We start from the raw sequence: 22,633 nt of genomic DNA on the forward strand, positions 1-22,633 counted from the left end.
AAATTCTGTGTTCGGGGGCTTAATTCTACATCAGGGTAGCCTTATCAGATCTCTTTAAGGCCTTTTTTACCGCGAGCGGCGGGCGCTTTTCCGCGGCGACCGCGTCCGGAGTCTACAACGCCGGCTTTAGCGGTTTTTTCCTTTGCCTGTCGTCCGCGGGCAGGAGCCTTAACGGGAGCAGGGGCGGAAACGGGCTCTGCGAGTGCGGGCGCGGGCTCGTCGTTCAGCATATCGAGATATGCGGAGCGGCCGACGGGTTCTCCAGCCTTGGGATCGTCCTCGTTGGAGCCGAACGTCTGAGCGATATCGGCGCGAACAGTCGAACGTCGGCGGCTGAACGATGCGAACGCAGCGTCCTGGAAGCCCTTCGATACGCCGTGGAGGAATTCGTTGAGAACGTTGGCCATTCCGTCGAGGGTGGCTTTCTTTCTCTTGATCGAAGTGATGTCCACGTCAAGAAGCAGACCGGGCTGAAGATGGAACGGATTGATCAGGTAGTCGAACTTGTTGAATTCCTTTTCGAGGAACGCAAGGCGCTCTTCCATTACGCGGCGTTCTACCGGGTACTGATAATCGTACATATTCTTCAGCTTGTCGCGCATGATGACCAGTTTCTTGCGGAGCTTGTCCTTTTCGAAAATGAAGGTTCTGTTCATTTTCTCGACTTCGGTCTCTGCGGGCTTCACGAAGGAAATTTCGTCCCATACCTTGGCGATGTCCTCGTACAGGGGATCGCCGTTCTTCTCTTTAATGTTCTTGCGGATCTTCTTCTTGTAGATCTTGGCAAGGTCGTTGAAGTCGGTTACGCGGGTAAGGAACTTTGAATCCTCGTAGCGGGTGGTCAGAACATCCCAAAGATGCTCAACCTCGGTCTCGAAGGAGCGAATCATGACTTCGTAAGCCTTGCGCTCTTCGAGCAGCTGCTGTTGATCGTAGTAGCGGAGGCGGATCTGATAGCGCTCGTCGGGAAGAAGAGCCGCATTGGTGTCGTCGTACTCGCGGAGGATGAGTTCGCGGGCGTTCTTGAGGTTTTCAATGAACTGATAACCCATCTTCGAGGTATCGAGAATCGAGGTAAGAGAGTTGATAGCGGTATTGAATCCGCGGTTGCGGATATTTTCGATATCGATGATCTTCTTGAGATTCTCGCGGATGTTCAGCTGATCGAAGGTCGCCGGATCGATTTCGGCGCGAAGGTTGTTGATGCGGTCCATCAGCTCCTTGGCGATGACGTCGTAGCGCTTGCTCTTGGGATTGTCGACGTCGTCGGAAGCATGGTCCTTAACCTTGTTCATCCGGGCGAAGATGATTTCGCCGTCAGACATTTCCTCGAGACCCTGGTCGATGCGCTCGTCCTTGATCTTCTCGATTTCCTTGTCGATCTCGTCCATGTAGTGCTTGGAAAGGAGATCCTTGATCAGGTACTCGACGGTCGCCTGATACTGGAAGATCGGGCTGATGAGTTCGGCGTCAAGGATGTTTACTGAAAGCTTTACATCGGTAACGGTCTTCGGCTTATAGATATTGTCTTTGAAAGCGCATTTGACGATTGAATAGGCGTTTTCGCCGCGTACGAAGGCGCCGACGTCCGTCTTCTGGCGAAGAAGGGAGTTGGTGAGGGTTTCCAGATCGTTCACGCCGCGCTGGATATGGCCCTGCAAGTGTCCGTACATGTTGACCATGGATTTTTCGATTTCGCCGGTGTTGAACTTGTCAGCTCCTCCGACTTCATCGAGAAGGGTGGCGATCTCTTTCGGGGTATAACGGTTTAAAACCTTCATTTCCTCCCGATCCACGAAACCGCGAACCTTTTTTACCATTTCGTCTTCAGCGGTAACCATGTACCGGTTGAACATATTCTGGTAGTTCTGGTTGAAGTAGTTATACAGTTTCTCTTTAACGCCGCCCATAACATCCAGGCGCTGAAGCACTTCCGCGGGAAGTTTTGCGTTCATATGGTGAAGAACCTTGTTGGTTTCCTCTTCCAGAAGCTGATTAACTTCCTTCTGCTGATCGCGATAATCCTGTGCGAGAGAGTTCCTAGAACCTACTGCGCTCGGCTTCTCAGGGTGGAAGACGTTGGGGCTCCTGGGCAGATCTATACTTGCCATTCTTCTTTCTCCTTATATGAAGTAAGTTTCCTATGTTTACCAGTCGATATTGTTCATTATAAACATAGATCAAATTATGTAAAGCAATTTTTTTTTTTGTAGAATGCCAAATGACGTATAATAGTATAAAATAATCGATGGAGACGCAAAGCAATGAAAAAACACCTGCTTCTGTTCATCTTAGTGTCCGGTTTCCTCATTTTCCCCGTATGCGCAGGCGAACGCACCATACCGGTAGACATTTTTTTAATGGTAGACAAGTCCCTTTCAATGGCGGAACCGGGAAAATACGACTCGATGCAGGACTGGGTGAAGAGTCACTTTCTTGAACAGATGACCATTCCGGGCGACTGGATAATACTCTATCAATTTTACGGAACTCCCGAACACGTACTTACCGTCGAGATGAAGACGGAAGCGGAAAAAGAGCGGATTATCGGCGCTTTTATGGACATTCGGCCGGACGGACAGTACACCGACATCGGACTCGCTCTGGACACCCTTCAGGAAGCCCTTGAACCGAGAAAGGACAACGGCCGCTATAAAATCATGCTGCTCCTGACCGATCTGAAACAGGAAGCTCCCTGGTCTTCGAGGTACGCAGGGGTCTCGGACAGCTTCGACAGCCCCTATCTTGCTCAGGCCCGCACGGTAGCACACGACAATTGGTTCGAAATAACCCTTGACATGGACATTCAGGACCAGGTTGTAAAAACAAGCCAGGAACTGTTCGCCTTCCTTTCAGAAAACCGCGAAGAACGATCGAAAAGCGGTTCTGCAGGATCCGCCGGAAGCGGCGCGGAAAGCGGTTCTGCAGGATCCGCCGGAAGCGGTTCGAAACAAGGAGAAGCCGGGGCGGCAGACGGCGGACCGGAGGGAAGAGTCCGCGAAGACCAGGGCGCAGGAACTGCCGAAACCGGCGGCGGTACGGGAGACGGGAAGAAATCCCGGGGAATGCCGACAGGCCCCCTACCCTATGCAGCCGCCGCTGTGTTACTATCCGCCGCAGTCGTGTTTTTCATTGTAAGAAGAAAACCTTCCGACAAAACGGAAGAGAAACAGACGATAACACACAGCTGACGGGAACCACATGAAACGAAGCCTCATTCTGCTACTCACAGCGGTACTTATAGCTCTTTTCGCCTGGGCATGGACAAGCCGCATGCAGTATTCGCAGGGAAAATCGCAGCGGGAGTCCGCGAGAACCATCGTGCCGAGCCTTGATAAAGCCAGCCAAACCGAGCTGAAAGACGCGCTCACCGTGGCAAGCTACGACGAATCCCGACTGCAGCCGCTGGTGCCGCTCGAGAACGATGAAACATTCCTCCAGGCTGTCGCGGCGGATCTGGACAAGGACGGTACAGCCGATCAGATTTGCGCGGTAAAACGGATCAACGAACAGACGATTACGCTGGTTCCCGGCGTGCAAAATCCAATTACCGGAGAATACGCGAGGATGGAGGCGATTCCCACCGGAGTCACTCTGGCAAGGACCCTGCTTTTTTACACGCTCGATATCATCGGAGACCGCAGGCAGGCTATCGTGTATTCGGGAATGAACGGCGAGAATCTCCAGGTGCTTGCCGTGTATCTTCCGGCGAAAACGGCAGACGGAAAGCTTTCGTATACTGCTGTCGCGGATTTGAGATCGGACGGCAATATCGCCATCCAGGAAATACCGCGCTCGGACGCGTATAATCTGGGAGTCGCGAACGGCGAAAGTTATCCGATCCATACGTTCAATTCAGACCCCGAATCTCCGCAGTCGCTCAACCAGATCGAGCGGGTGTACCGATGGAATCGCGTGCTGAATCGATACGAGAAGGCGTCGGAATCGCGCATTGACGGAAAGAAAATAGAAACCCGGCTTATTCAAAAGCTTCAGGGAGGCGACCTGGCCTCGTTCGAGGATTTCCTGGACGGTTTATGGTACGTGCCGGCTTCCGGCAAGGCGGGAGAAGAGAAGTTCATCTTTTTCAACTCGAAGCAGAAGGAAATCATCTTTCATAACGGAACGACGGAAGAAGTGTTTTTCAGGGAATCCGGAGCTGCCCGCAGATACGGAATCTATTTGACCACCCGAAACCAGTCTATTTCGAGCATCCGGCGCCTCATCGACATCGAGCTGACTGGAATCGACGAGATCAAGATAAAGGTTCAGGAAGACGTAAAACTGAAAATCGGGGTGGCTTCCGTTTGGGACGGCGCTTACCGGAAAAAAACCGATCCCCTTGCCCTGCAGGATTCGCAGAAGGGCGATGAAGAGATGAAAAAACTCTCCGGCGCTTTGGCTTCGTGGAAAGGCGAATGGAAGTCCCAGGACGGACAGGCGTTTTCTGCGGAGAACGATGCGTATCGGTTGACGAAACACTCCGGAAGAACTGAGGAAGGGAACTTCGTCGTGCTGAGAATGCAAAACAACGCGATTCTCCAGCTCCGGCAACGAGATTCGGGCAACACGAGCTTTTTCGCCGTCGGCCTCGAGTACGCGAAGGAAGGGGATCCCATCCCGCAGACGATGACGCTGACAGAGGTGAAGATCGGGATCGGAACGATGAGCTTGACGGGAAACCCACCGACCGCCTTCCGTCCGGCTAAATAAGGCCGCGGGCGGCGGAATGTCCCGCCGCGAGAGGGGCGCTGTCAGTCGAAGACGAGGCTGCTTTCGAACCCGGCGTTCTTTAATTTTGCCGCGGTATTGAACGATGAATCCTCGGGAACCAGCACGGAATAATAGACCGTGCCGCTCGGCCGGGTAACCGGCCTCACGATCGGCTCGAAGCCGTGGGACTTCAACTTTTTAATTAAATCTTCCGCATATTCCCGATTTCTGAAAAAACCCGTCTGTTGCCAGACGAGGCCTGAAGACTCTCCCGCTTGTACGGCGGATGAAGCGGAAGCGGCGGAATTCGCGGAGGCAGTAGCTGCATTCGAGGACGAAGAGGGCGCTGAAACCGTTTCCGGCGGGCCGGCGGTCTCGGCGGGCGCCGCCTGCGAGTTGAACAGAGCCACCGATGACGGGCTTCGATTCATGAGATACCAGAACGAGACAGGCGAAATGCCCGCTTCGCCTCTGAGGACGGCGGCTTCAGGAGACACCGGCCAGGAAGAGAGGATCGCGTCCTTTGCGGAAGGGCGCAAACCCGACCAGTACAGGGTGAACAACAGGGCGGGCGCCCAATCGGAAAACGCGGGATTATCGGCGTACGAAAGCATGAGCGCCGAAGCGTCCTTTTCGTTGCCCTCCGCGAGCTGAATCCAGGCCGCAAGACAACGGGCTCTTACGAGAAGCTGTTCGTCGAAGGCGGACAGCAATACGGTTTGAACGAGAGACGAGGCCTGGGAGAGTTCATTCGCCGCAAGATAACAGCGGGCGGCGTCCAGAAGAAGGGAGTAGTCGCGGGCGGCCGGGTCGCTCCAGGACGCCTCGCTGTAATGCTTGGCCGCCGGCAAAAGCATGCCGGACCGTTCCTCCAGAGAAGCGAGGAAGGTTAGAATGGTCTTCTTCCCCGAAGCTGTTTTTTCCGCGGCGGCCTGAGCCCCCAAAGATCCTGCGACCTCGTCGAGCGAGCCCGCGGAAAGGGAGGATTCCAGGATTTTCGATATCCGGGACGATTCGGATTGCGGGAAAAGAAAAGAAGGAAGACAAAGCAGAGCGGCGAGAAGATAAGGCTGAACGCGGGATGCGAATTTCACTTGCGTTCCCTGGGGGAAGGAGCTTCCGGAGAATAAAGGTGTTCATCCCCGGAAACGGGGCCTTTCTTTTTTGGTCCCTTGGCTGAAGGAGGCGCAGGGGGTGCTTTCTTTTTTTTCCCGGACAACAGAAGGGGAATGACGCACACGGCTCCCGCGCAAAAGGCGAAGAGCATGCTGATGACGACGGGAACGTCCCGGAACACGTGAAAGACAAAGGACACATCGCATCGATTATCGAGGTTGAACCCCACAAAGAGGGTGAACACCACCAAACCGAAGATATACACGATTACTTTGAAGGGCAAAACAAGCCTCCTCTGCTTTAGAAAATCAATCGACAGGAGCCTCAGTCATTTTCGCATGAAACGTACGCCCGCGCAAGCTGATCAGTTCCGCCTGGACGAAACGGCCGATAAGCGCCGGATCGAGCTGATCCCGGAACACCACCATGTCGCCGAATTCGGTATGACCGAATAATTCCTTTTCATTGTTGCGGGAAACCGATTCGACGAGGACGGGCAGAACGGAGCCGACGCGCGCGCGCATCTGCTTCGCGCTCAACTCGTGCTGTAGCTCTATAACCCTGGCCAGACGACCCTTCTTGACGTCGTCGGGAATCCAGTTGTCCATTTCGTAGGCCTTCGTTCCTTCGCGGGGATTGAAGTGGTACATGAAGGCGCTGTAAAACTCGACGCGGCGGATAAGATCGAGGGTTTCCTCGACGTCCTCTTCAGTCTCTCCGGGAAAGCCGACAAGAATATCGGTGGAGATGGTGGCGTCGGGAATGCGCGTGCGGATTCGGTCCACGAGGGCGAGATAGGATTCGCGGGTGTAGCGGCGGTTCATGGCCGAGAGGATGCGGTTCGAGCCGTGTTGCACGGGGAGATGGATGAATCTGCAGTACACGCGTTCGCTCGCCAGCACATCGATGAGGGAGTCGGAGAGATCCTTCGGATGGCTGGACATGAATCTGATCCAGCGGATGCGGTTTTTTTCTTCGACCCTGCGGGCGATGCGGCGAAGCAATTCCGGAAAATCGACGATGGAGCCCGTATCGGGATCCTCCCATCGGTATGAATTGACGTTCTGGCCGAGCAGGGTCACTTCGCGGACGCCGCGGTCGGCGAGAAAGTCGAATTCGTCGAGAATGTCTTCCATATTCCGGGACACTTCCCGGCCGCGCACATAGGGCACGATGCAGTAGGTGCAAAAGTTGTTGCAGCCGTTCATAATCGGAACGAAGGACTGGAAGCTGCCCTCTTTCCAGGACGAAGGAGCGAAGTGGTACGCGTTTCCTTCCGGAATTTCGTCTCCGTGGTTCTGTTCCTCCGGAGTCCAGGTTCCGCCCGATTCTATTCGGGCGAAGATGGAATCGAATTCGTCGCGCTCGAACATGCCGACGACGTAATCGAGGCGGCGGTATTTTTTTTTCAACTCCGCGCGCAGGCGTTCGGCCATGCAGCCCATGACCAGAACGGTGAGGTTGCGGTGCTTTTTCTGGGCGCAGAAACGGCTGATGCGGCTCATCGCGCGGGTTTCGGCAGTGATGCGAACGGAACAGGTATTGACGACGACGAGATCGGCGACGTCGGCGGATTCGGCCACTGTCCAGCCGCGGGCGACGAGAAGCTGTTCGACCGAGGAGGATTCCGCCAGATTCATCTGGCAGCCGTAGGATTCAAAAAAGTAGGTCACCGGGAGCCTCCCTCAGCGTACGCGAACGCGTTGTGATTGTGAATGCTCTCGTAGTTCTCGGCTTCCACGCTGTACCAGGGAAAGTCCCCGAGGCGCGGGACGGCGAGCATCACGTCGCGGACGAGGTCTTCCACGAATTTCGGATTCTCGTAGGATTTCTCCGTTACGTATTTTTCATCCTCCCGCTTGAGGAGGGTGTACAAGGCGCTGGAGGCGCATTCTTCCACAAGGGCGACGAGGTCTTCTATCCAGAAGAAGGGGCCGAGCTCGAGCTTGACGCGGACGATTCCGCGCTGGTTATGCGCGCCGTATTCGCTGATCGCGCGCGAGCAGGGGCAGACGGTTTGCACGGGGACCGCGACCGAAACGAAAAAGGAGCGCGACGAGGGGCTGCCTTCAGGCGTTCCGGCCGAGACCGAGCCTTCGTAGGAGCAATCGTAGCTCATCATCGCCTTCTGTCCGGAGACGGGAGCGGATTTTTCCATAAAAAAAGGAAAGAAGATTTCGCCGAAGGAGCGGGACGCTTCAAGGGAAACGCGGATTTCCTCCAGCATGTCGAGAAAGTGCGGCATCGAGAGATTTTCCCGATGCTGATGAAACACCTCGACAAAGCGGCTCATGTGAGTCCCCTTGAAGTGGCGGGGAAGGTTCACATAGAGATTCACCGTCGCTGTGGAATACTGGCGGGAATGGTCCCGGTCCAATACGCGGACAGGATAGCGGAGATCCTTGATTCCGACTTTCTGTAAGGCTATGTCGCGGTCGTCCCGCTCGCTTTGTATATCTATCATTGCAATTCCGGTTACCTGTTTTTAGCGGCCTGAAGCGTGTTCTGCATGAGCATCGCGATGGTCATCGGGCCGACGCCGCGGGGCACGGGGGTTATGAAGGAGGCGACCTCGCAGGCGGGGAGGAAATCAACGTCGCCGACGAGACGGAAACCGTTTTTCGCCGTCGGGTCTTCGACGCGGTTGACTCCAACGTCGATGACGGCGGCGCCGGGCTTTATCATGTCCGCGGTGATCATGCGGGGACTGCCGACGGCGGCGACGAGTATGTCGGCCTGGCGGGTGATGGACGGGAGATCGACGGTTCCGGTGTGGCAGATGGTGACGGTGGCGTTGCACTCGCGGCGGGCGAGAAGAAGGGCGAGCGGCTTGCCGACAATGTTGGAGCGGCCGACCACGACGGCGTGGGCTCCGCGGGTGTTGATGCCGGCTTCGCGGAGAAGCGCGATGACTCCGTGGGGCGTGCAGGGAAGAAAGCCGGGCCGGTCGATGACGAGATTTCCGACGCTGACCGGATGAAAGCCGTCGACGTCCTTTTCAGGATCTATCGCCATGATGACGCGGGCTTCGTCAATATGCCTGGGAAGCGGAAGCTGAACGAGAATGCCGTGAACCGAAGGATCCGCGTTCAGGGAGGAAATGAGGGCCAGAAGCTCGGCCTCCGAAACGGTTCCGGGAAGACGATAGCTCCGGTCCGCCATGCCGACTTCCGCCAGGGCTTTTTCCTTTCCCGCCACGTACGAAACGGACGCGGGGTTTTCGCCCACAAGCACGACCGCAAGACAGGGAATAACGCCGCCCGCTTTCAGCGCCGCGACTTCGGCCGCGACTCTTGCGCGAACGGAGGCCGCAACGGAAAAACCATCGATAACTGTTGCGCTCATGAGTAATACCTCTTGTTTTGTGGATTGGAAGCCCGTAACGTGCGGACGATCTACTTTGTTGTAACACGTACCGCCTTTAATAGACAATAGCGGAATGAATGAGGTATAGTGTGAAAATGAAACAGGTGATCATCAGCGTGGTCCTGGCGTTGGCCGGGCTTTCTTTGGCAACGGCTCAGGAAACGGGGCCTTCTACTCAACCGGAATCCAATTTCGATTACGAACCGATACGCGCGGGAGACCAATACATCCGCATGGGCCTTGGAGCCGGAATACCTTTATTCAATATGACTCCGGACGGCATCGAAAGCGAAACGAACTTGAATCTCGGCGGAACCGGATCGATCGGCTATTCCAGATACCTTAATTCGAAAATCGCGGTCGGCGGGGAAATAACATTCGCCTTCAATACGACGATCGGCGGAAACATGTTTTTCTACCTCCCCCTGACGTTTAAAAGCACCTACGAGTTCGTCTACCGGAGGTTCCACTTCCCGGTCTCTCTGGGAGCGGGGTTCGCGTTCCAGACACACAACGCGAACTATTACTTCGGACCGATGCTGAAGCCCGAACTCGGGGCTTACTGGAAATACTCTCCGGACTGGTCCTTCGGCATGACAGCCGCCTGGTCTCTGGTCCCTCAATGGTATACGGACAGCGAATACAACCGGACGGGAAACTTCCTGGACATCAACGCGGGCTTCCGCTACCACTTCTAACGAGGGAGAACACATCATCATGAACAGATTTTTTAAAGCGGTCTGCATACCTGCGTCGATAGCCGCGTTCCTGACTTTCGCCTCCTGCGATGCCGATCCCATTTTCTCGGCCATAGAAGAGGAAGTCGCGATCGCTGACGCCTCCGTCAACGGCTCGGTCACCTCCCTCTTCGGATTCGGCGATTACCTCTGGCTGACCGACGGCTACCTCCGCAGGAAGCCTGCAATGTCCGGTTCCGACGGCGACTGGAAGTCCATGGACTTCCCCGGAAGCGCTACCCGCTGCCAGCAGATCGCCACGGACGGAACATACATCTATGCTATTTTTCAGAAAGGCACGAACTGGGATTTCGAATCCGTGCGGTACAGCGCCGACGGCGAAAACTGGACTAATAAGATCGTCATCGGGGAATTACAGGCAAGCGCTATATACAGCGGCGCAAACAGAGTGATTTTCTTCACCGATTCCCGCAGTGGTGCGGTCGATGGTTACGAAATCGACGTTTCAACGTTAGCCGTAACGGCGATAACGAACGCGACGAATCTAAAACAGATCACCGGATTCGCGGCAGTGGGAACGACGGTATATTTCTCTACGCGGGAACAAGTGTATTCTCTCGCCGCAGGCGACACCGCCGCGACGGCGATCGCGGGAAGCTCGGTTGCCAATGCGCCTTCGGCTTCGATCGCAGGCCTTGCCGCCGACGGAATCAATCTCTACGCGGTGAACGCGGGCTACTGCTTCCGCTGGGACGGCGCGAACTGGGGCACATTCGGACATGACACTTCTGACCCGACCGCCTTCGCATACCTTGCCTCAAAGCAACTCCTCCTGATCGGCGGAAAGTCCGGATACACCGAGGTGGATCTTTCAAACGGAAACGCTTCGCAAACGCCCGGAAAGGCGGCAAATTCTTCGATAGGAACAGACGATTATTCGCAGTACAGCGGTTCGATCGATTCCTATCGGGTCGGGAACTTCGTCGTAGTGGAAGATCCGGCGTACAATTCCGCCGGAGACGCGTACACCCTGTATCTTACGATCGTGTCGCCGGTAACCACGAGGGCGGGACTTTGGAGCTACTACCCCTCGACTCGTTCCGAGTGGAACCGGGAGTAATACCATCTCGAGGAATAAACGGGAAGCAGAGGCGGATTTATTTTCAGGGGCGAAGGCGGGAACGCATGAGCCTCTGGCCGCCCGCATGCGCCCCAGAAATCTTGAAGAATATATCGGCCAGGATCATATCATCGGCCCCGGCCGCCTCCTCCGCCGCGCCATTCAGGCGGATCAGCTCACCTCGGTCATTTTCTACGGACCGCCCGGGACCGGTAAAACAACGCTTGCCCGGGTTATCGCGAACCATACAAAAAGCAATTTCGTCACCCTGAACGCGGTGCTCGCCGGCGTTCAGCAGATACGCGACTCCATCGCCGCGGCCGAAGACCAGAAACGGCTCTACGGCAGGCGGACGATTCTCTTTGTAGACGAGGTGCACCGATGGAACCGCGCCCAGCAGGACGCCCTCCTGCCCTGGGTGGAGAACGGCACGATCATCCTGATCGGAGCCACCACGGAAAATCCCTTTTTCGAAGTGAACAAGGCGCTGGTCAGCAGAAGCCGGGTGTTCCAGCTCAAGGCGCTCCAGCGGGAAGACCTTATGAAAGCCGCCCTCGCCTGCCTCTCGGACGCAGAGCGCGGGTACGGCAGGTGGAAGGTCTCTTTCGAGGACGGAGCCCTCGAACATCTTGTTGATACCGCCTCCGGCGACGCGCGGAGCCTGCTGAACGCCCTGGAACTCGCGGTGGAAACCTCGGTTCCCTCCTGGCCGCCCGCAGACGGCGCGGTAATTCTGATAGACAAACAATGCGCAGAAGAAAGCATCCAGAAAAAGGTCGTCCTGTACGACCGGGACGGAGACTATCACTACGACGTAATCAGCGCCTTCATCAAGTCGCTTCGGGGAAGGGACCCGGACGCGGCGCTCTACTGGCTCGCGCGCATGATCGCGGCAGGGGAAGACCCTGCCTTCATTTTCAGGCGGATGATCATTTCGGCCTGCGAAGACACGGGACTCGCCGACCCGCACGCCATAACGGTCGTGGAAAGCTGCGCCGCGGCCTTCGACCGCATCGGACTCCCCGAAGGGAGATTTCACCTGACGCACGCCGCGCTCTACCTCGCGACCGCGCCTAAATCGAACAGCGCGATGGCATTCTTCGACGCGCTGGCGGCCGTTGAGCAGGAAGACACGGAAGTGCCCAACCATCTGAAGGACGGAAACCGGGACGCCGAAGGATTCGGCCACGGCCAGGGGTATCAGTATCCCCACGCCTGGAAGGACCACTGGGTGGCCCAGCAGTATCTGCCGGACGCGCTCGCGGGGAGAGTGTTTTATTCTCCTTCGACTCAAGGCCATGAAGGCCGCATCCGGGAAGAAGTTCTCACGAGGCGGGAGCTTCAGATAGCCTCTATTATAGAAGAAAATCCGCCGGAAGGTCCGGCAGAGCCGGGCCGCTACGACCGCTTCCATTTCGGGTCTCAGGAAGCCGCCTCGCTCAGGCCGGCCGGCAAGGGAGAGATTCTCACGTTCAGCCCCGGCGGAAGCCGGCGCGACGAATGGCAGAAACGAACGGAATCGAACCGCTCGGAGGCCCTCCTCCAGCTCAGAACCGCCATAACCGGGAACGCGGAAATTCTCAGGCATCACCGCATACTCGTCGACGGAGCGGACGACGGGCTTCTTATTTGGGAAGCCGGACGGCTCGCTCCGGAGGGCTATGCCTGCGGCCTGTGCAGAACGCCTGAGGGGAAAGCGCTGTTGGAGCAGTACGCGAAGAGCCTTGAAGAGCTCGACCGCCCCGAACTGATCGCGCAGAGCCCGGGAGAGGAAAATCCCTTTGCGGCCCCCTTCGATCGCATACTCGCCCGGGATCCTGCGCTCACCGCCGAAGGCGTTCTCGCCTGGATACAGGCCCGCCTCCCCTGGTGCGCTCCCGGCGCTCTCATCGTCTGCTCGCTCGCCGTTCCCTCCCGGGGAATGCGGCTTTCCTCGCTGATACCCGCAGATTCAGAAGGCCTGGTGGAAATCAGGGCGGCGGAAAACGATCTCTACGAGAATCCGGCCGACCCGATCTTTTCCTGGAACGCGGCCTCTCTCGCGGCGATGCTGAAAGACGCGGAGTTGAGAGGAAAACTGATTCCGCATGTCCGGAAAGAAAACAGATATGTGTCCGAAAAGGATTTGAGGAAATGGCTTTCGCCCGAATCGGCGTACGGAAACGCCCTGGGAAAAAGGCTGACGCACAGCCGCATCGACGACTATGCGAAAAAGCTGGAAGCCGCGATCCGAAACGGGCCGGTCGCCTGGGAGCGGTTCGAGCTTATCTGCGTTATTCCCGCTTCAGGTGAAGGCGCTCGAATTCCTGCGGATTGACCGGCTTTCCGAAAAAATACCCCTGAATCTCGTCGCATCCCAGATGATCGAGAATGGCGAGCTGGCTCTCGTCTTCCACGCCTTCCGCAATGGTGCGCAGCCCGAGGGCTGTCGCGATCATGACGATTGCTTGAACGATCTGGCGGTCGGTCTCGTTGTCGGCGAGGCCGTCGACCAGGGGTTTGGCGATTTTCAGGTAATCGATTTCAAAGCGTTTCAGATAGCTTAAGGATGAATAGCCGGTGCCGAAGTCGTCGATGGAAAGGGAAATATTCCGGCGGGAGAGCTCCTTGAAGAGATCCGCCAGCACTTTCTCGCCCTTCATGGCGCTGCGTTCGGTAACCTCGAGGTTGATCCACTTCGGCTCGGCGCCGGCTTCGGCGAGCAGGGCGTCCAGTTTCGAAACGAAACGGGGATCGTCGAGCTGCAGGGGGGAGATGTTGATTCCCATGGCAAGCGAGAGGCCGTATCGGCGGTTCCACTCGGTTATCTGGCGTATCGATTCCTTCATCACCCATTCGCTCAAAGGAATGATGACGCCGTTTTCCTCCGCGATGGAAATGAAGGCGTCCGGAGGAACGAAGCCGAGTTCCGAGGAATTCCAGCGGAGCAGCGCCTCCATCCCGATGAGCTGCTTGGAGTGCGCGGTGTACTGCGGCTGATACACCAGGCTGAACTCGCCAGGGATGGGCGCCTTTTTTAAGGCAAGATCTATTTGATGCTGGCGCTCTACGCCTTCGTTCGCGGTATGATCGAAGAAGGACACGCCGGAAACGCCGCTGCCCTTTGCGATATACATGGCGATGTCCGCGTGGCGCATCAGGTCTCCGCGGGTATGCGCGTCGTCCGGGAAAACGGCGACTCCGATGCTTACTCCGATATGAAGCGTGAAATTCCCGACCTGGACCGGCGCGCTGCACAGGCCCATGAGCTGCTGCACCAGGGGAAGGATCGGGTCGGCTGCGGGCTTCCGGCATACCACCCCGAACTCGTCGCCGCCGAGGCGCGCGAAAAGAATACGGTCTTCCGACAAGGTTTCGAAGCGCTTTCCGAACTGGCGAAGAATGAGATCGCCGACGTCGTGGCCGTAGGTGTCGTTAATCGTTTTAAAACGGTTGAAATCAAGGAGGATCATCCAGATTTTTTCCGATGCCTGCGCCTCTGCGAGCCAGCGTTCTACCTCGTCCATGAAAAACTTCCGGTTGTACTGTCCGGTGATCGCGTCCTTGTGAACGAGGTTTTCCAGGGTTTGGTTCATAATCTGCAGTTCCCGGGTGCGCTCCTGGACGAGGGCGTCGAGGCGCCGGGTCTCGATGTCTTTTTCTTCCAGTTCGAGCTCCCGCCTGACCAGACGGTGGATGATGAGGCTCACCGCCTGATGCAGGAGAATGACGGAGGCGAAAAATACGACTTCCAGGGAGGTCGGCGGCCGGATAAAGGAGGCTATCAAGGGAATAGCGAGCAGCAGGAGCGCGCGGTTAATCCGTGCGACGATGCCTTTATCGCGCGACGGCCCGATGGCGACAGCCGTCGGGAAGTCGATGAATACTATGGAGGCGAAGCCAAGCAAGGCTATCGAAACCATGTATACGACATCGATCAGGGAATTCGGAACGTACATATCATGAAAGATTTCATACACGTATACGAAATCGATGAGGGCGTAGGTAAAAATCGCCGTAAACATGATTTTTATATAGAAGGGAATACGGTCCCTTCTGAGGGTCAGGTAGACGGAGACGCCGAAGGTGATGAGGAAAAGATCGACGATCAGGTAGAGCGAGGCGCTTAAGACCTCGTGGTCGAAAGACAACATCGACAAGAACTGCTCGTGGAAGAATACCGTATACACTGATCCGATGAGGACGGAAAAAATGGCGGCGAGGTCGATCAGAAACTGGAAGGACGCCCATCTGCGCCGATCGTAGAAAGCGATGTACAAAAAGGCTAAAAGGTAGGCAACGCCGGGCAGCAGATAGAGGTACATGAGAAACACGTTTTCGTCCGGATTGCCGGGACCGGCTGCCTCCTGCACCGCCCAGATCAGATCGGCGATTCCCCAGATTCCGGCGCCCGAGGCTATAGAATACCAGGGAAAGCGGTTGTCGGGCATGGAGAGCGCCGCGCGGAGAGCGTACCAGGCGCACGCGAAGGACAACAGGGGGGAAAGAATGTTTCCGTACAGGTCGAGGCCGAGATACGACACCGCGGCATAGGACAGAAGAAGCGCGCCGATTATGGATGAACGAAGGACAGTGCGTCCCAGAATCATTGAATCACCTCTGCTACTACTGTATGCCGTAAGCCGCGTATTTGCAAAAGGTTTCGGCTACTTGATTCGCTCTTTTTTTCACGGTATCATGGGAAAATCCCAGTCAAGGAGTTGTCGATGAAGCTTATATTTTTGGGTCCCCCCGGAGCGGGCAAAGGAACTCTCGCCGCTCTCGTAGCCGGCCTGTACAAGATCCCCCATATTTCCACGGGAGAGATTTTCCGCGCAGCGATCCGGGAAAAAACGCCGCTCGGACTCAAGGTTCAGGCGATCATTGACGCCGGACAGCTGGTCAGCGACGACATCACCATCGAGCTGGTGCGCGAACGGCTGGCGAAGGCCGACGCCGGAAACGGATTCATCCTTGACGGCTTTCCCCGTACCATTCCCCAGGCCGAAGCCCTGGCGACCATCGTGGCCGTCGACGCGGCGGTCAACTTCGATATCGCAGACGGAGACGTGGTGTCCCGCCTTTCAGGCCGCCGCGTGTGCAAGGCCTGCAGCCAGAACTACCATGTCGACTACATGAGGCCGAAGGTGGACGGGATCTGCGATAAGTGCGGCGGAGAGCTGTTCATCCGCGAGGACGACAAGATCGAAGCGATCACCAAAAGGCTCGAAGTATACCGTGCCCAAACCGCGCCGCTGATCGACCACTACCGCAAAGCGGGCAAGCTCGTCGACATAGACGCACGACCGGCGAGCGGAGTCGTTCTGGAAAGCTTCCAGAAAGTATTCCCCGTTAAATAACCGTTCAAACACACAGTCCGCCCTTACCGGCGGAAGCGGTCTTGAGGAACCTCCTCGAAGTACCGCCTCAGCAAACCCCTGATTTCGTCGGGGGTTTGCGCGTTTTGGATCTTCATCTTGATGTGGTGGGCGAAGACGAAGTTTTCGCAATAATAAAAAAAGAAGCGGCGGGCGCGAGAGATGTGGAACTCGGGCGGTTGGCATTGGACGAGCGTGTCCAAAAAAAAGTCGGCGATTTCCAGATGGTCCCGGTAAGGGTCGGCGTCGGTCACGGAAGTTCCTGCGCACGGGGCGTCGGCTGCGGACGCGGAGCTGTCTGCGGACGCGCCGCGATCTGCAGGCACGGTGCGGTCTGCGGGCACGGTGCGGTCTGCAGGCACGGTGCGATCTGCGGGCACGGCGCGATCTGCGGACGCGGCGCGATCTGCGGGCACGGTAAGATCTGCGGGCACGGTGCGATCTGCGGGCACGGCGCGATCTGCGGGCACGGCGGCGGCGCGCTGGATGTCGCCGAAGATCCAGGGGGTGCGGACGGCGGCGCGGCCGATCATGATGCCGGCGCAGGGCCAGGACTGAGCGTAGGAGAGCGCGTCGGAAGCGTTCGAAATGTCCCCGTTTCCGTACACGGGAACGGGCAGTGAGGAAGCAAGGGCCCCGACGAAAGAAGGGCGAGCAGGGCGGCTGTATTTGTCCCTGCGAATGCGGGGATGAAGGGTGATGAGCTCGACCCCCTCGCTTACGAGCGTCCGGCAGAATTCCAGGAGGCGCTTTTCGTCCTCGTTCTCGCCCAGGCGAAGCTTGACGCTCAGGCGCCGCGGCGTTGCCGCCCCTGCCGTGTCGAGAGCGCGTCTGACGCCCCCCACCATTTCCGCAACTTCAGAAAGAGGCTTTCCCATCCACGCGACGCCGGCGCCGGTTTTGGCGATGTCGGGAGCCGAGCAGCCCATGTTTATATCCACCCCGATGCCGCCTTCGCGGGCGAGCAGAGAGGCGGCCTTAGACAGGGAATCAGGCGAGGCTCCGGTGAGCTGCCATACCATGCGCTCCGGGCAGGGAGCGGACCGGACGTACCAGTGTTCGAACTTGCCTCCGGCGACGAAGGTGGAGGCATTGATCATTTCGGAAAAATATTCGTCCGGGTCTCCCCAGCGGTGGATCAGAAGGCGGAGAGCTTCATGGCTCAGGGTTGCCATCGGAGCAAGAGCGGTTTTCATAGACGGTAAGTCTACCAGTTTTCGCAGGTTGTAAAAAGAAGGGTCCTTCGTTTATACTGCTGAAAATACTCATCGGAGGACATAATGAACGCTCACGAAATTACGCCCGGCGTATTCGCCATTCATGCCGATATAAAATCCGCCGCCCGGTTCGAGGGAATCTGGCCGATTCCGCACGGTGTCACCCTGAACTCCTACATTGTGAAGGGAGAAAAAACAGCCCTCATCGATCTCGCCAAAGACTGGTCCGGATCCATCGAACAGTACGAACGCCAGCTCGAAACGGCGGGAACCTCATTCGAAGCGATCGACTATCTCATACTGAACCACCTCGAGCCCGACCACACCGCCTTCATCGTGGAGCTCCGCAAGCGGAACCCGAAGGCCGAAATCCTTTCAACGCCGAAGGGAATCGCCCTGGTGAAGAACTTTTTCAAGATTCCGGAAGGACTGCGCGAGGTGAAAACCGGAGACTCTCTCGATCTGGGAGCCGGCCGGGTGCTCGAGTTTTTCGAAACGCCGAACATCCACTGGCCGGAAACCATGATGACCTACGACCGCGCGGGAGGAACCCTTTTCAGCTGCGACGCCTTCGGTTCCTACGGCACGCTCGGAGACCGGGTCTTCGACGACGAGTTCACCGCCGAAGAGCACGCGTTCTACGAGCACGAATCCCTGCGCTACTATTCGAACATCGTTTCCAGTTTTTCTGCCTTCGTGACGAAGGCGCTGGACAAGCTGAAAGCACTCGAAGTGAAAACCGTCGCGCCGAGCCACGGCATCATCTGGAGAAAAAACCCGAAGACAATCTGCGACCGCTACGCGAAGTACGCAGGATACAACACGGGAACCGCGCCATGCGAAAAGGAAATCTGCATAATCTGGGGATCGATGTACGGCTACACCAAAGCGGGACTCGAGGCGGTCATTGCCGGAATCGAAGCGGAAAAAGTCCCCTACACCATCCATCAGGTTCCCGACACCGACGCGAGCTTCGTGCTTGCCGACGCGTACAAGGCCGCGGGACTCGTCATCGCGATGCCGACCTATGAGTACAAGATGTTCCCTCCGATGGCCCACATCCTCGACCTCTTCGAGCGAAAGCACTTCACCGGAAAGAAAGCGCTCCGCATCGGAAGCTGGGGCTGGGTCGGCGGAGCGAAGAAGGAATACGAAGAGCGGATCGCCGCATTCAAGTGGACCAGCGTCGAAAGCGTCGAATGGCAGGGAGTCGCCTCCGAAGCCGACCTCGCGCTCCTGAAGGAACGCGGCCGCGAACTGGCGAAACTCGTAAAAGAGTAAACGGCATTACAGCCGCTGGACGATGAAAACGCCCCCTGGAAGCAGACGCTTCAGGGGGCGTTCTTGTCTCCGCGGGCCTGAACCGGGTATTCTGGAAACAACCGGAGGACCCGTGAGTACATGAAAAACATCGAAGCAGTCGCGGCCGTCATTATGCAAGGCGGCCGCGTCTTTTGCGCGCAACGCAAGGACGAAGGGGAGACCGCAAGGCTCTGGGAATTTCCCGGCGGAAAGATCGAAGCAGGAGAAACGCACAGCCAGGCGCTCGAGCGGGAAATCAGAGAAGAACTTGAAGCCGGGATTTCGGTGGAAGATTTTATAATGACGGTCAGCTATCAGTACGTCCATTTCAATCTGACGATGCATGCCTATCGCTGCCGCCTGACAAGCGGAGAAATAGTTTTGCGCGAACACCTCGAGTCGCGCTGGCTCGCCGCGGATGAATTGGATTCGCTGCCCTGGGCGCCGGCGGACCTCCCGATAGTCGCGCGGGCGAAGGAGCTGCTGGAGCGGGAGGGAAGCTCAGCGGACGACGGAATAGTCACGCGCTAAAATGTCGCGGATGCGGGACATGACCTCTTCGCCGGGGTCGCGCTTTACCGTGGGCGGGTAATCGGACCGCAGTTCGGCGAACTCGGCCAGGTGGGGGCGGCCTTCTTCCATATATTCGTGATGGCCGACGATGTAGCGCAGAGACGGATGGCGAAAGGCTATGTCTGCGGCGAGGGCGGCGCAGGAAGCGATCTGTTCGGCGGTGATCCGCTCGGCGGAAGAGCCGGTCATTTCGATGCCGAGCGCGCGGTGGTTATAGCCGATCGCGTGGCGGCCCATCTCGTCCTCGGGCAGCAGCGACCACACGCTACCGTCGCGCAGAATTACGTAGTGCACCCCGACGTTCACCTCTCCCCCGCTTTCGATGTCGCCCCGTGCGGAAGAAAGGCGGACGGGCGCGAATACGTCCAGCGAGTATCTGTCCGAATCGGTTCCGGTATAATGGATGATAAGCATGGACGGTTCGACCAGGCGCCAGTCGTCGAGCCCGTAATGGGAGAGGGCGTACTCGCGGGTCAGGGCGCGCCGCTCGGGAGACGATATCTCGAAATGGCCTGCGATCACCAGAGAGTCCGGCTCGGCCGGCTCGACCGGCTCCTCGGCGAACGCGGAGGCCGCCGGGAAAAGGGCGAAATACAGAATGAAAAAAACGCCGGAGATCCGGCTCGTCGAACGCTGCATGAATAAGAGTATACCACTTTCCGCTTGACAGGAAAGGCGCGGGGAGAGGACACTGGCGCCATGGCGAATCACTTGCACCGGAACAACATTCAGTCCAACCATTCATCGAAGCTCGTCGGCGGAGCAGCCGCTCCTCATCCTTCGTTCCCGTTTGCCCGAGCGGCGATTCCGCCAAGGGCGGCAACGCGTATGGCGGCTATGCTTTCCACCGTGCTTTCCGCCGGCCTTCTGGCGGCGAGCCTCGCGGGCTGCGCTTCCGCCCCGAAGGAAATTCTGCACAGCAGCGCACCGGCCCTCCTTGCGGGAGTATCGCCGGAGATGAACAGCCCCGGCTTCTGGATCGCGGCCCACCCTGCCCCCGACGCTCCGGTGCTCGACGCCGCCGGAATAGAACGGCTCAACAATCGCACCCGGGAAACGGGATTGATCCGGGACCTTTCCCTGCCGATCAAAAAAACGGGAGAGGAGCTGGCGAAGGATTTTCAGGGAACGATAGACTGGATCTCTAAAGCCCGCATCTATCAATCGAACGGGAAGCGCGTCTCGGCCTCCTTCATGGAGCCGATCGCCGCGCAAATGAACAGCGGCTCGATTCCCGCAATCGTCGTTCCCCGCTCAGGATTCCTCGCCGAGCGCGTAAACTGCCGCGTACTCCCGACAAACGAAGGCCTCTTCGACGAGCCGGGCGACGTCTACATCGACAACCTCCAGGCAAGCAGCCTCGAACCGGGAACAGCCGCTATAGTTCTCCACACAAGCACGGACGGAGCATGGCTCTATATCGTTACTGAACTGATTAGCGGCTGGATTCCCGCCTCGTCGTTCGCGGAAGCCGACCTTGAAACCTTCCTCGCGCGGTACCGCTCGGCAAATCAGCTCGCCGTCGTCGCCGCGCGAGCGGACCTCTGGGACGATGAAAACAATACAGTCTACGCCGGCTATCTCCGCATGGGAAGCTCTCTTCTCTCCCTGCCGGACGGCGAAGAAAACGGCGGCGCCTACAGGAGAGCTTCGCTACCCGGCCGCTCGCCGGACGGAGTATATATAGAAAGAATCGTGCGACTCAGGGCGGAGGACGTAACGGAGGGAGTACTCCCCTACACCCCGCGGCACATCTACGAGCAAGCCTTCAAGCTTCTCCACGCGCCCTACGGCTGGGGAGGCCTCTTCGGCGAGCGCGACTGCTCACAGTTTTTATGCGAAGTGTTCTCGACCGTCGGCATCGTCCTGCCGCGAAACTCGTCGAAACAGGCGCAAACGGGAACCGCCCTGGTAGGATTCACCAAAGACGCCGACCCGGAAGCGAAAAAAGACCTTCTCGCCGCCGGTGCCCTGCCGGGCGCGACCCTGCTCCGCCTTCCCGGCCACATTATGCTCTATCTGGGAACCGCCAATGGTGAACCCATGGTCATCCACTCGACCTGGGCCTACCGCGAACCGCGCGGCCGCAAAGAAATAATCCGACTGGTGAACCGGACAGTCGTGTCCAGCCTGCGCCCGGGAAGCGGAACCAAAAAGGGCTCGCACCTCGAACGCCTCACGACCGCCGCGATGCTGGTCGAACCGGAGCCGGCAGCAATCCCGGCAATCCCGGCAATCCCGGAACGCCCTATTTCGCCGGACAATTCCTCGCAACCCTGAACCCGACATACGAATCCTGATCGAAGGGGTCGCTTCCGCACCGGTAGTCAAGCGCCGTCAAATCATCCCAGCACGAACCGCCGCGCAATACGCGTCCGGCTCCGGCGCCCGGGCCTCTCCCGGCAACGCTGTCCGAAGACACGCGCCCCGCAGGATAGGCGGCGTACCAGTCCCAGCACCATTCCATCACGTTCCCGCTCATATCGAAAAGCCCGAGCTCGTTCGGCAAGCGAGTCCCCGCGGTCTGCGAAACCCGCAGAGCGTTGGAAAAAACCCAGGCATAGTCCTCGACCTTGTTAGTCCCGTCGCTCCCGGAAAACGGCTTCCGGTACCCCTCGCCCGAATCCCGGGCGCCCATCGCCGCCCACGTCCACTCCATCTCCGTCGGGAGCCGATACCCGTCAGCATCCCAGTCCGCCTCGACCGGAGAAAGCCGCGCGTCCTTGCTGTGCCCCGTCGGAAGCCGCCCGCCGACGAGCGAAAGCCACTGCGCAGGATCGGAGCTCCCCGCTATCGAATACACCGGCTCAAGCCCTTCCTTCAAACTCGCGCTATTGCAAAAAATCAGCGCATGATACCAGTTCAAGTATTTCGCCGGCGCGCCGCTCATCGAATTATTCGCGACAGTCATCCCCGTAGCGTCCCGAAACTGCGGATACGTAATCTCCTTCTCCGCCAAATAAAACGCCCGCGCGACCACGCTCTCATTCCCCTCGACCCCGTCCCGCGAAAACTCCCCCGCCGGAACCAGCGCCAAGGCCCCGATCGCCTCCGACCGAATCCCCCCCGCCGGTTTTTTATCAGGAGAAGCCGACGTAAAAAGAAATACCGCCCCGACAGCTATACCAATCAAATGTACGCGTTTCATGAATAACAGTATAACAAGGAAAC

19 protein-coding genes are annotated in these 22,633 nt (G+C 57.8%); 9 read left to right on the forward strand and 10 right to left on the reverse strand.

Translation table 11 applies throughout. The features are described 5' to 3' along the window. Positions 1-44 precede the first annotated feature (44 nt). Positions 45-2,111, reverse strand: a complete 2,067-nt coding sequence (gene cfpA / locus K7J14_RS11450) for a cytoplasmic filament protein CfpA (RefSeq protein ID WP_230756288.1) — start codon at positions 2,109-2,111, stop codon at positions 45-47. Positions 2,112-2,264: 153 nt separating this feature from the next. Between cfpA and K7J14_RS11455 the strand changes: the two genes are divergently transcribed. Together K7J14_RS11455 and K7J14_RS11460 are read left to right on the forward strand one after the other, a co-directional pair. After that, positions 2,265-3,191: a vWA domain-containing protein gene (locus tag K7J14_RS11455; protein ID WP_230756290.1), complete on the forward strand. Its 927-nt coding sequence runs from the start codon at positions 2,265-2,267 to the stop codon at positions 3,189-3,191. Between the two features lie 10 nt (positions 3,192-3,201). After that, a complete protein-coding gene (locus K7J14_RS11460; protein WP_230756292.1) occupies positions 3,202-4,713 on the forward strand; it encodes a pallilysin-related adhesin in 1,512 nt (503 codons plus the stop codon). A 41-nt stretch (positions 4,714-4,754) separates the two neighbouring features. Here K7J14_RS11460 and K7J14_RS16235 read toward each other — a convergent pair whose 3' ends face one another. From K7J14_RS16235 to K7J14_RS11485, 5 genes are read right to left on the reverse strand one after another with little or no spacing between them, the layout of a single operon-like run. Continuing rightward, a complete protein-coding gene (locus K7J14_RS16235; RefSeq protein WP_230756294.1) occupies positions 4,755-5,807 on the reverse strand; it encodes an SPOR domain-containing protein in 1,053 nt (350 codons plus the stop codon). After that, a complete protein-coding gene (locus K7J14_RS11470; RefSeq protein WP_230756313.1) occupies positions 5,804-6,112 on the reverse strand; it encodes a hypothetical protein in 309 nt (102 codons plus the stop codon). The genes K7J14_RS16235 and K7J14_RS11470 overlap by 4 nt, the downstream gene beginning before the upstream one ends. A 25-nt stretch (positions 6,113-6,137) precedes the next feature. Beyond that, positions 6,138-7,502 carry a tRNA (N6-isopentenyl adenosine(37)-C2)-methylthiotransferase MiaB gene (gene miaB / locus K7J14_RS11475; RefSeq protein WP_230756316.1) on the reverse strand — a complete coding sequence of 455 codons (1,365 nt, stop codon included), beginning with the start codon at positions 7,500-7,502 and terminating at the stop codon, positions 6,138-6,140. Beyond that, positions 7,499-8,293: a GTP cyclohydrolase FolE2 gene (gene folE2, locus K7J14_RS11480; protein WP_230756319.1), complete on the reverse strand. Its 795-nt coding sequence runs from the start codon at positions 8,291-8,293 to the stop codon at positions 7,499-7,501. The genes miaB and folE2 overlap by 4 nt, the downstream gene beginning before the upstream one ends. An 11-nt stretch (positions 8,294-8,304) precedes the next feature. Continuing rightward, positions 8,305-9,174 carry a bifunctional 5,10-methylenetetrahydrofolate dehydrogenase/5,10-methenyltetrahydrofolate cyclohydrolase gene (locus K7J14_RS11485; protein WP_230756322.1) on the reverse strand — a complete coding sequence of 290 codons (870 nt, stop codon included), beginning with the start codon at positions 9,172-9,174 and terminating at the stop codon, positions 8,305-8,307. 116 nt (positions 9,175-9,290) lie between these two features. Between K7J14_RS11485 and K7J14_RS11490 the strand changes: the two genes are divergently transcribed. The 3 genes from K7J14_RS11490 to K7J14_RS11500 all read left to right on the forward strand — a co-directional run bounded on the left by K7J14_RS11490 (position 9,291) and on the right by K7J14_RS11500 (position 13,330). Then, positions 9,291-9,893: a TP0733 family outer membrane beta-barrel protein gene (locus tag K7J14_RS11490; protein ID WP_230756325.1), complete on the forward strand. Its 603-nt coding sequence runs from the start codon at positions 9,291-9,293 to the stop codon at positions 9,891-9,893. Between the two features lie 19 nt (positions 9,894-9,912). Next, a complete protein-coding gene (locus K7J14_RS11495) occupies positions 9,913-11,013 on the forward strand; it encodes a hypothetical protein (RefSeq protein WP_230756327.1) in 1,101 nt (366 codons plus the stop codon). Positions 11,014-11,098: 85 nt separating this feature from the next. Then, positions 11,099-13,330, forward strand: a complete 2,232-nt coding sequence (locus tag K7J14_RS11500; protein WP_230756329.1) for an AAA family ATPase — start codon at positions 11,099-11,101, stop codon at positions 13,328-13,330. Here K7J14_RS11500 and K7J14_RS11505 read toward each other — a convergent pair. Next, the gene (locus K7J14_RS11505) at positions 13,287-15,602 is read right to left on the reverse strand and encodes a putative bifunctional diguanylate cyclase/phosphodiesterase (RefSeq protein ID WP_230756332.1); all 2,316 of its coding nucleotides are present in this window, start codon (positions 15,600-15,602) and stop codon (positions 13,287-13,289) included. The two genes, K7J14_RS11500 and K7J14_RS11505, sit on opposite strands and share 44 nt — an antisense overlap. 117 nt (positions 15,603-15,719) lie before the next feature. Between K7J14_RS11505 and K7J14_RS11510 the strand changes: the two genes are divergently transcribed. After that, positions 15,720-16,352, forward strand: a complete 633-nt coding sequence (locus tag K7J14_RS11510; RefSeq protein WP_230756335.1) for an adenylate kinase — start codon at positions 15,720-15,722, stop codon at positions 16,350-16,352. Between the two features lie 23 nt (positions 16,353-16,375). On the opposite strand, the gene K7J14_RS11515 is transcribed toward K7J14_RS11510, so the two are convergent. Next, positions 16,376-17,566 carry a tRNA-dihydrouridine synthase family protein gene (locus tag K7J14_RS11515; RefSeq protein ID WP_230756338.1) on the reverse strand — a complete coding sequence of 397 codons (1,191 nt, stop codon included), beginning with the start codon at positions 17,564-17,566 and terminating at the stop codon, positions 16,376-16,378. An 84-nt stretch (positions 17,567-17,650) separates the two neighbouring features. Between K7J14_RS11515 and K7J14_RS11520 the strand changes: the two genes are divergently transcribed. Together K7J14_RS11520 and K7J14_RS11525 are read left to right on the forward strand one after the other, a co-directional pair. Then, positions 17,651-18,868, forward strand: a complete 1,218-nt coding sequence (locus K7J14_RS11520; RefSeq protein ID WP_230756339.1) for an FprA family A-type flavoprotein — start codon at positions 17,651-17,653, stop codon at positions 18,866-18,868. Between the two features lie 120 nt (positions 18,869-18,988). Further along, on the forward strand, positions 18,989-19,420 hold the full coding sequence (locus K7J14_RS11525; protein ID WP_230756342.1) for a (deoxy)nucleoside triphosphate pyrophosphohydrolase: 432 nt from the start codon (positions 18,989-18,991) through the stop codon (positions 19,418-19,420). Here K7J14_RS11525 and K7J14_RS11530 read toward each other — a convergent pair. Next, positions 19,391-20,101, reverse strand: coding sequence for an N-acetylmuramoyl-L-alanine amidase (locus tag K7J14_RS11530; protein ID WP_230756343.1), 711 nt, complete (start codon positions 20,099-20,101; stop codon positions 19,391-19,393). The genes K7J14_RS11525 and K7J14_RS11530 overlap by 30 nt on opposite strands. Positions 20,102-20,161: 60 nt before the next feature. On the opposite strand from K7J14_RS11530, the gene K7J14_RS11535 reads away from it, so the two are divergent. After that, the gene (locus K7J14_RS11535) at positions 20,162-21,742 is read left to right on the forward strand and encodes an SH3 domain-containing protein (RefSeq protein WP_230756345.1); all 1,581 of its coding nucleotides are present in this window, start codon (positions 20,162-20,164) and stop codon (positions 21,740-21,742) included. Here K7J14_RS11535 and K7J14_RS11540 read toward each other — a convergent pair. Further along, a complete protein-coding gene (locus K7J14_RS11540; RefSeq protein WP_230756347.1) occupies positions 21,711-22,610 on the reverse strand; it encodes a formylglycine-generating enzyme family protein in 900 nt (299 codons plus the stop codon). The two genes, K7J14_RS11535 and K7J14_RS11540, sit on opposite strands and share 32 nt — an antisense overlap. Between the last annotated feature and the right edge of the window lie 23 nt (positions 22,611-22,633).

Origin of the sequence: Teretinema zuelzerae (genome assembly GCF_021021555.1) — a bacterium.
Lineage (GTDB): Bacteria > Spirochaetota > Spirochaetia > Treponematales > Treponemataceae > Teretinema > Teretinema zuelzerae.

Excerpts from the sequence above, each read along its gene's own strand:
- folE2 (WP_230756319.1), bottom strand. The coding sequence starts at position 8,293 with ATGATAGATATACAAAGCGAGCGGGACGACCGCGACATAGCCTTACAG.
- K7J14_RS11535 (WP_230756345.1), top strand. The coding sequence starts at position 20,162 with ATGGCGAATCACTTGCACCGGAACAACATTCAGTCCAACCATTCATCG.
- K7J14_RS11510 (WP_230756335.1), top strand. The coding sequence starts at position 15,720 with ATGAAGCTTATATTTTTGGGTCCCCCCGGAGCGGGCAAAGGAACTCTC.
- K7J14_RS11520 (WP_230756339.1), top strand. The coding sequence starts at position 17,651 with ATGAACGCTCACGAAATTACGCCCGGCGTATTCGCCATTCATGCCGAT.
- K7J14_RS11490 (WP_230756325.1), top strand. The coding sequence starts at position 9,291 with ATGAAACAGGTGATCATCAGCGTGGTCCTGGCGTTGGCCGGGCTTTCT.
- K7J14_RS11495 (WP_230756327.1), top strand. The coding sequence starts at position 9,913 with ATGAACAGATTTTTTAAAGCGGTCTGCATACCTGCGTCGATAGCCGCG.
- K7J14_RS11485 (WP_230756322.1), bottom strand. The coding sequence starts at position 9,174 with ATGAGCGCAACAGTTATCGATGGTTTTTCCGTTGCGGCCTCCGTTCGC.
- cfpA (WP_230756288.1), bottom strand. The coding sequence starts at position 2,111 with ATGGCAAGTATAGATCTGCCCAGGAGCCCCAACGTCTTCCACCCTGAG.
- K7J14_RS11515 (WP_230756338.1), bottom strand. The coding sequence starts at position 17,566 with ATGAAAACCGCTCTTGCTCCGATGGCAACCCTGAGCCATGAAGCTCTC.
- K7J14_RS11500 (WP_230756329.1), top strand. The coding sequence starts at position 11,099 with ATGCGCCCCAGAAATCTTGAAGAATATATCGGCCAGGATCATATCATC.
- K7J14_RS11525 (WP_230756342.1), top strand. The coding sequence starts at position 18,989 with ATGAAAAACATCGAAGCAGTCGCGGCCGTCATTATGCAAGGCGGCCGC.
- K7J14_RS11460 (WP_230756292.1), top strand. The coding sequence starts at position 3,202 with ATGAAACGAAGCCTCATTCTGCTACTCACAGCGGTACTTATAGCTCTT.
- K7J14_RS11505 (WP_230756332.1), bottom strand. The coding sequence starts at position 15,602 with ATGATTCTGGGACGCACTGTCCTTCGTTCATCCATAATCGGCGCGCTT.
- K7J14_RS11540 (WP_230756347.1), bottom strand. The coding sequence starts at position 22,610 with ATGAAACGCGTACATTTGATTGGTATAGCTGTCGGGGCGGTATTTCTT.
- K7J14_RS11530 (WP_230756343.1), bottom strand. The coding sequence starts at position 20,101 with ATGCAGCGTTCGACGAGCCGGATCTCCGGCGTTTTTTTCATTCTGTAT.
- K7J14_RS11455 (WP_230756290.1), top strand. The coding sequence starts at position 2,265 with ATGAAAAAACACCTGCTTCTGTTCATCTTAGTGTCCGGTTTCCTCATT.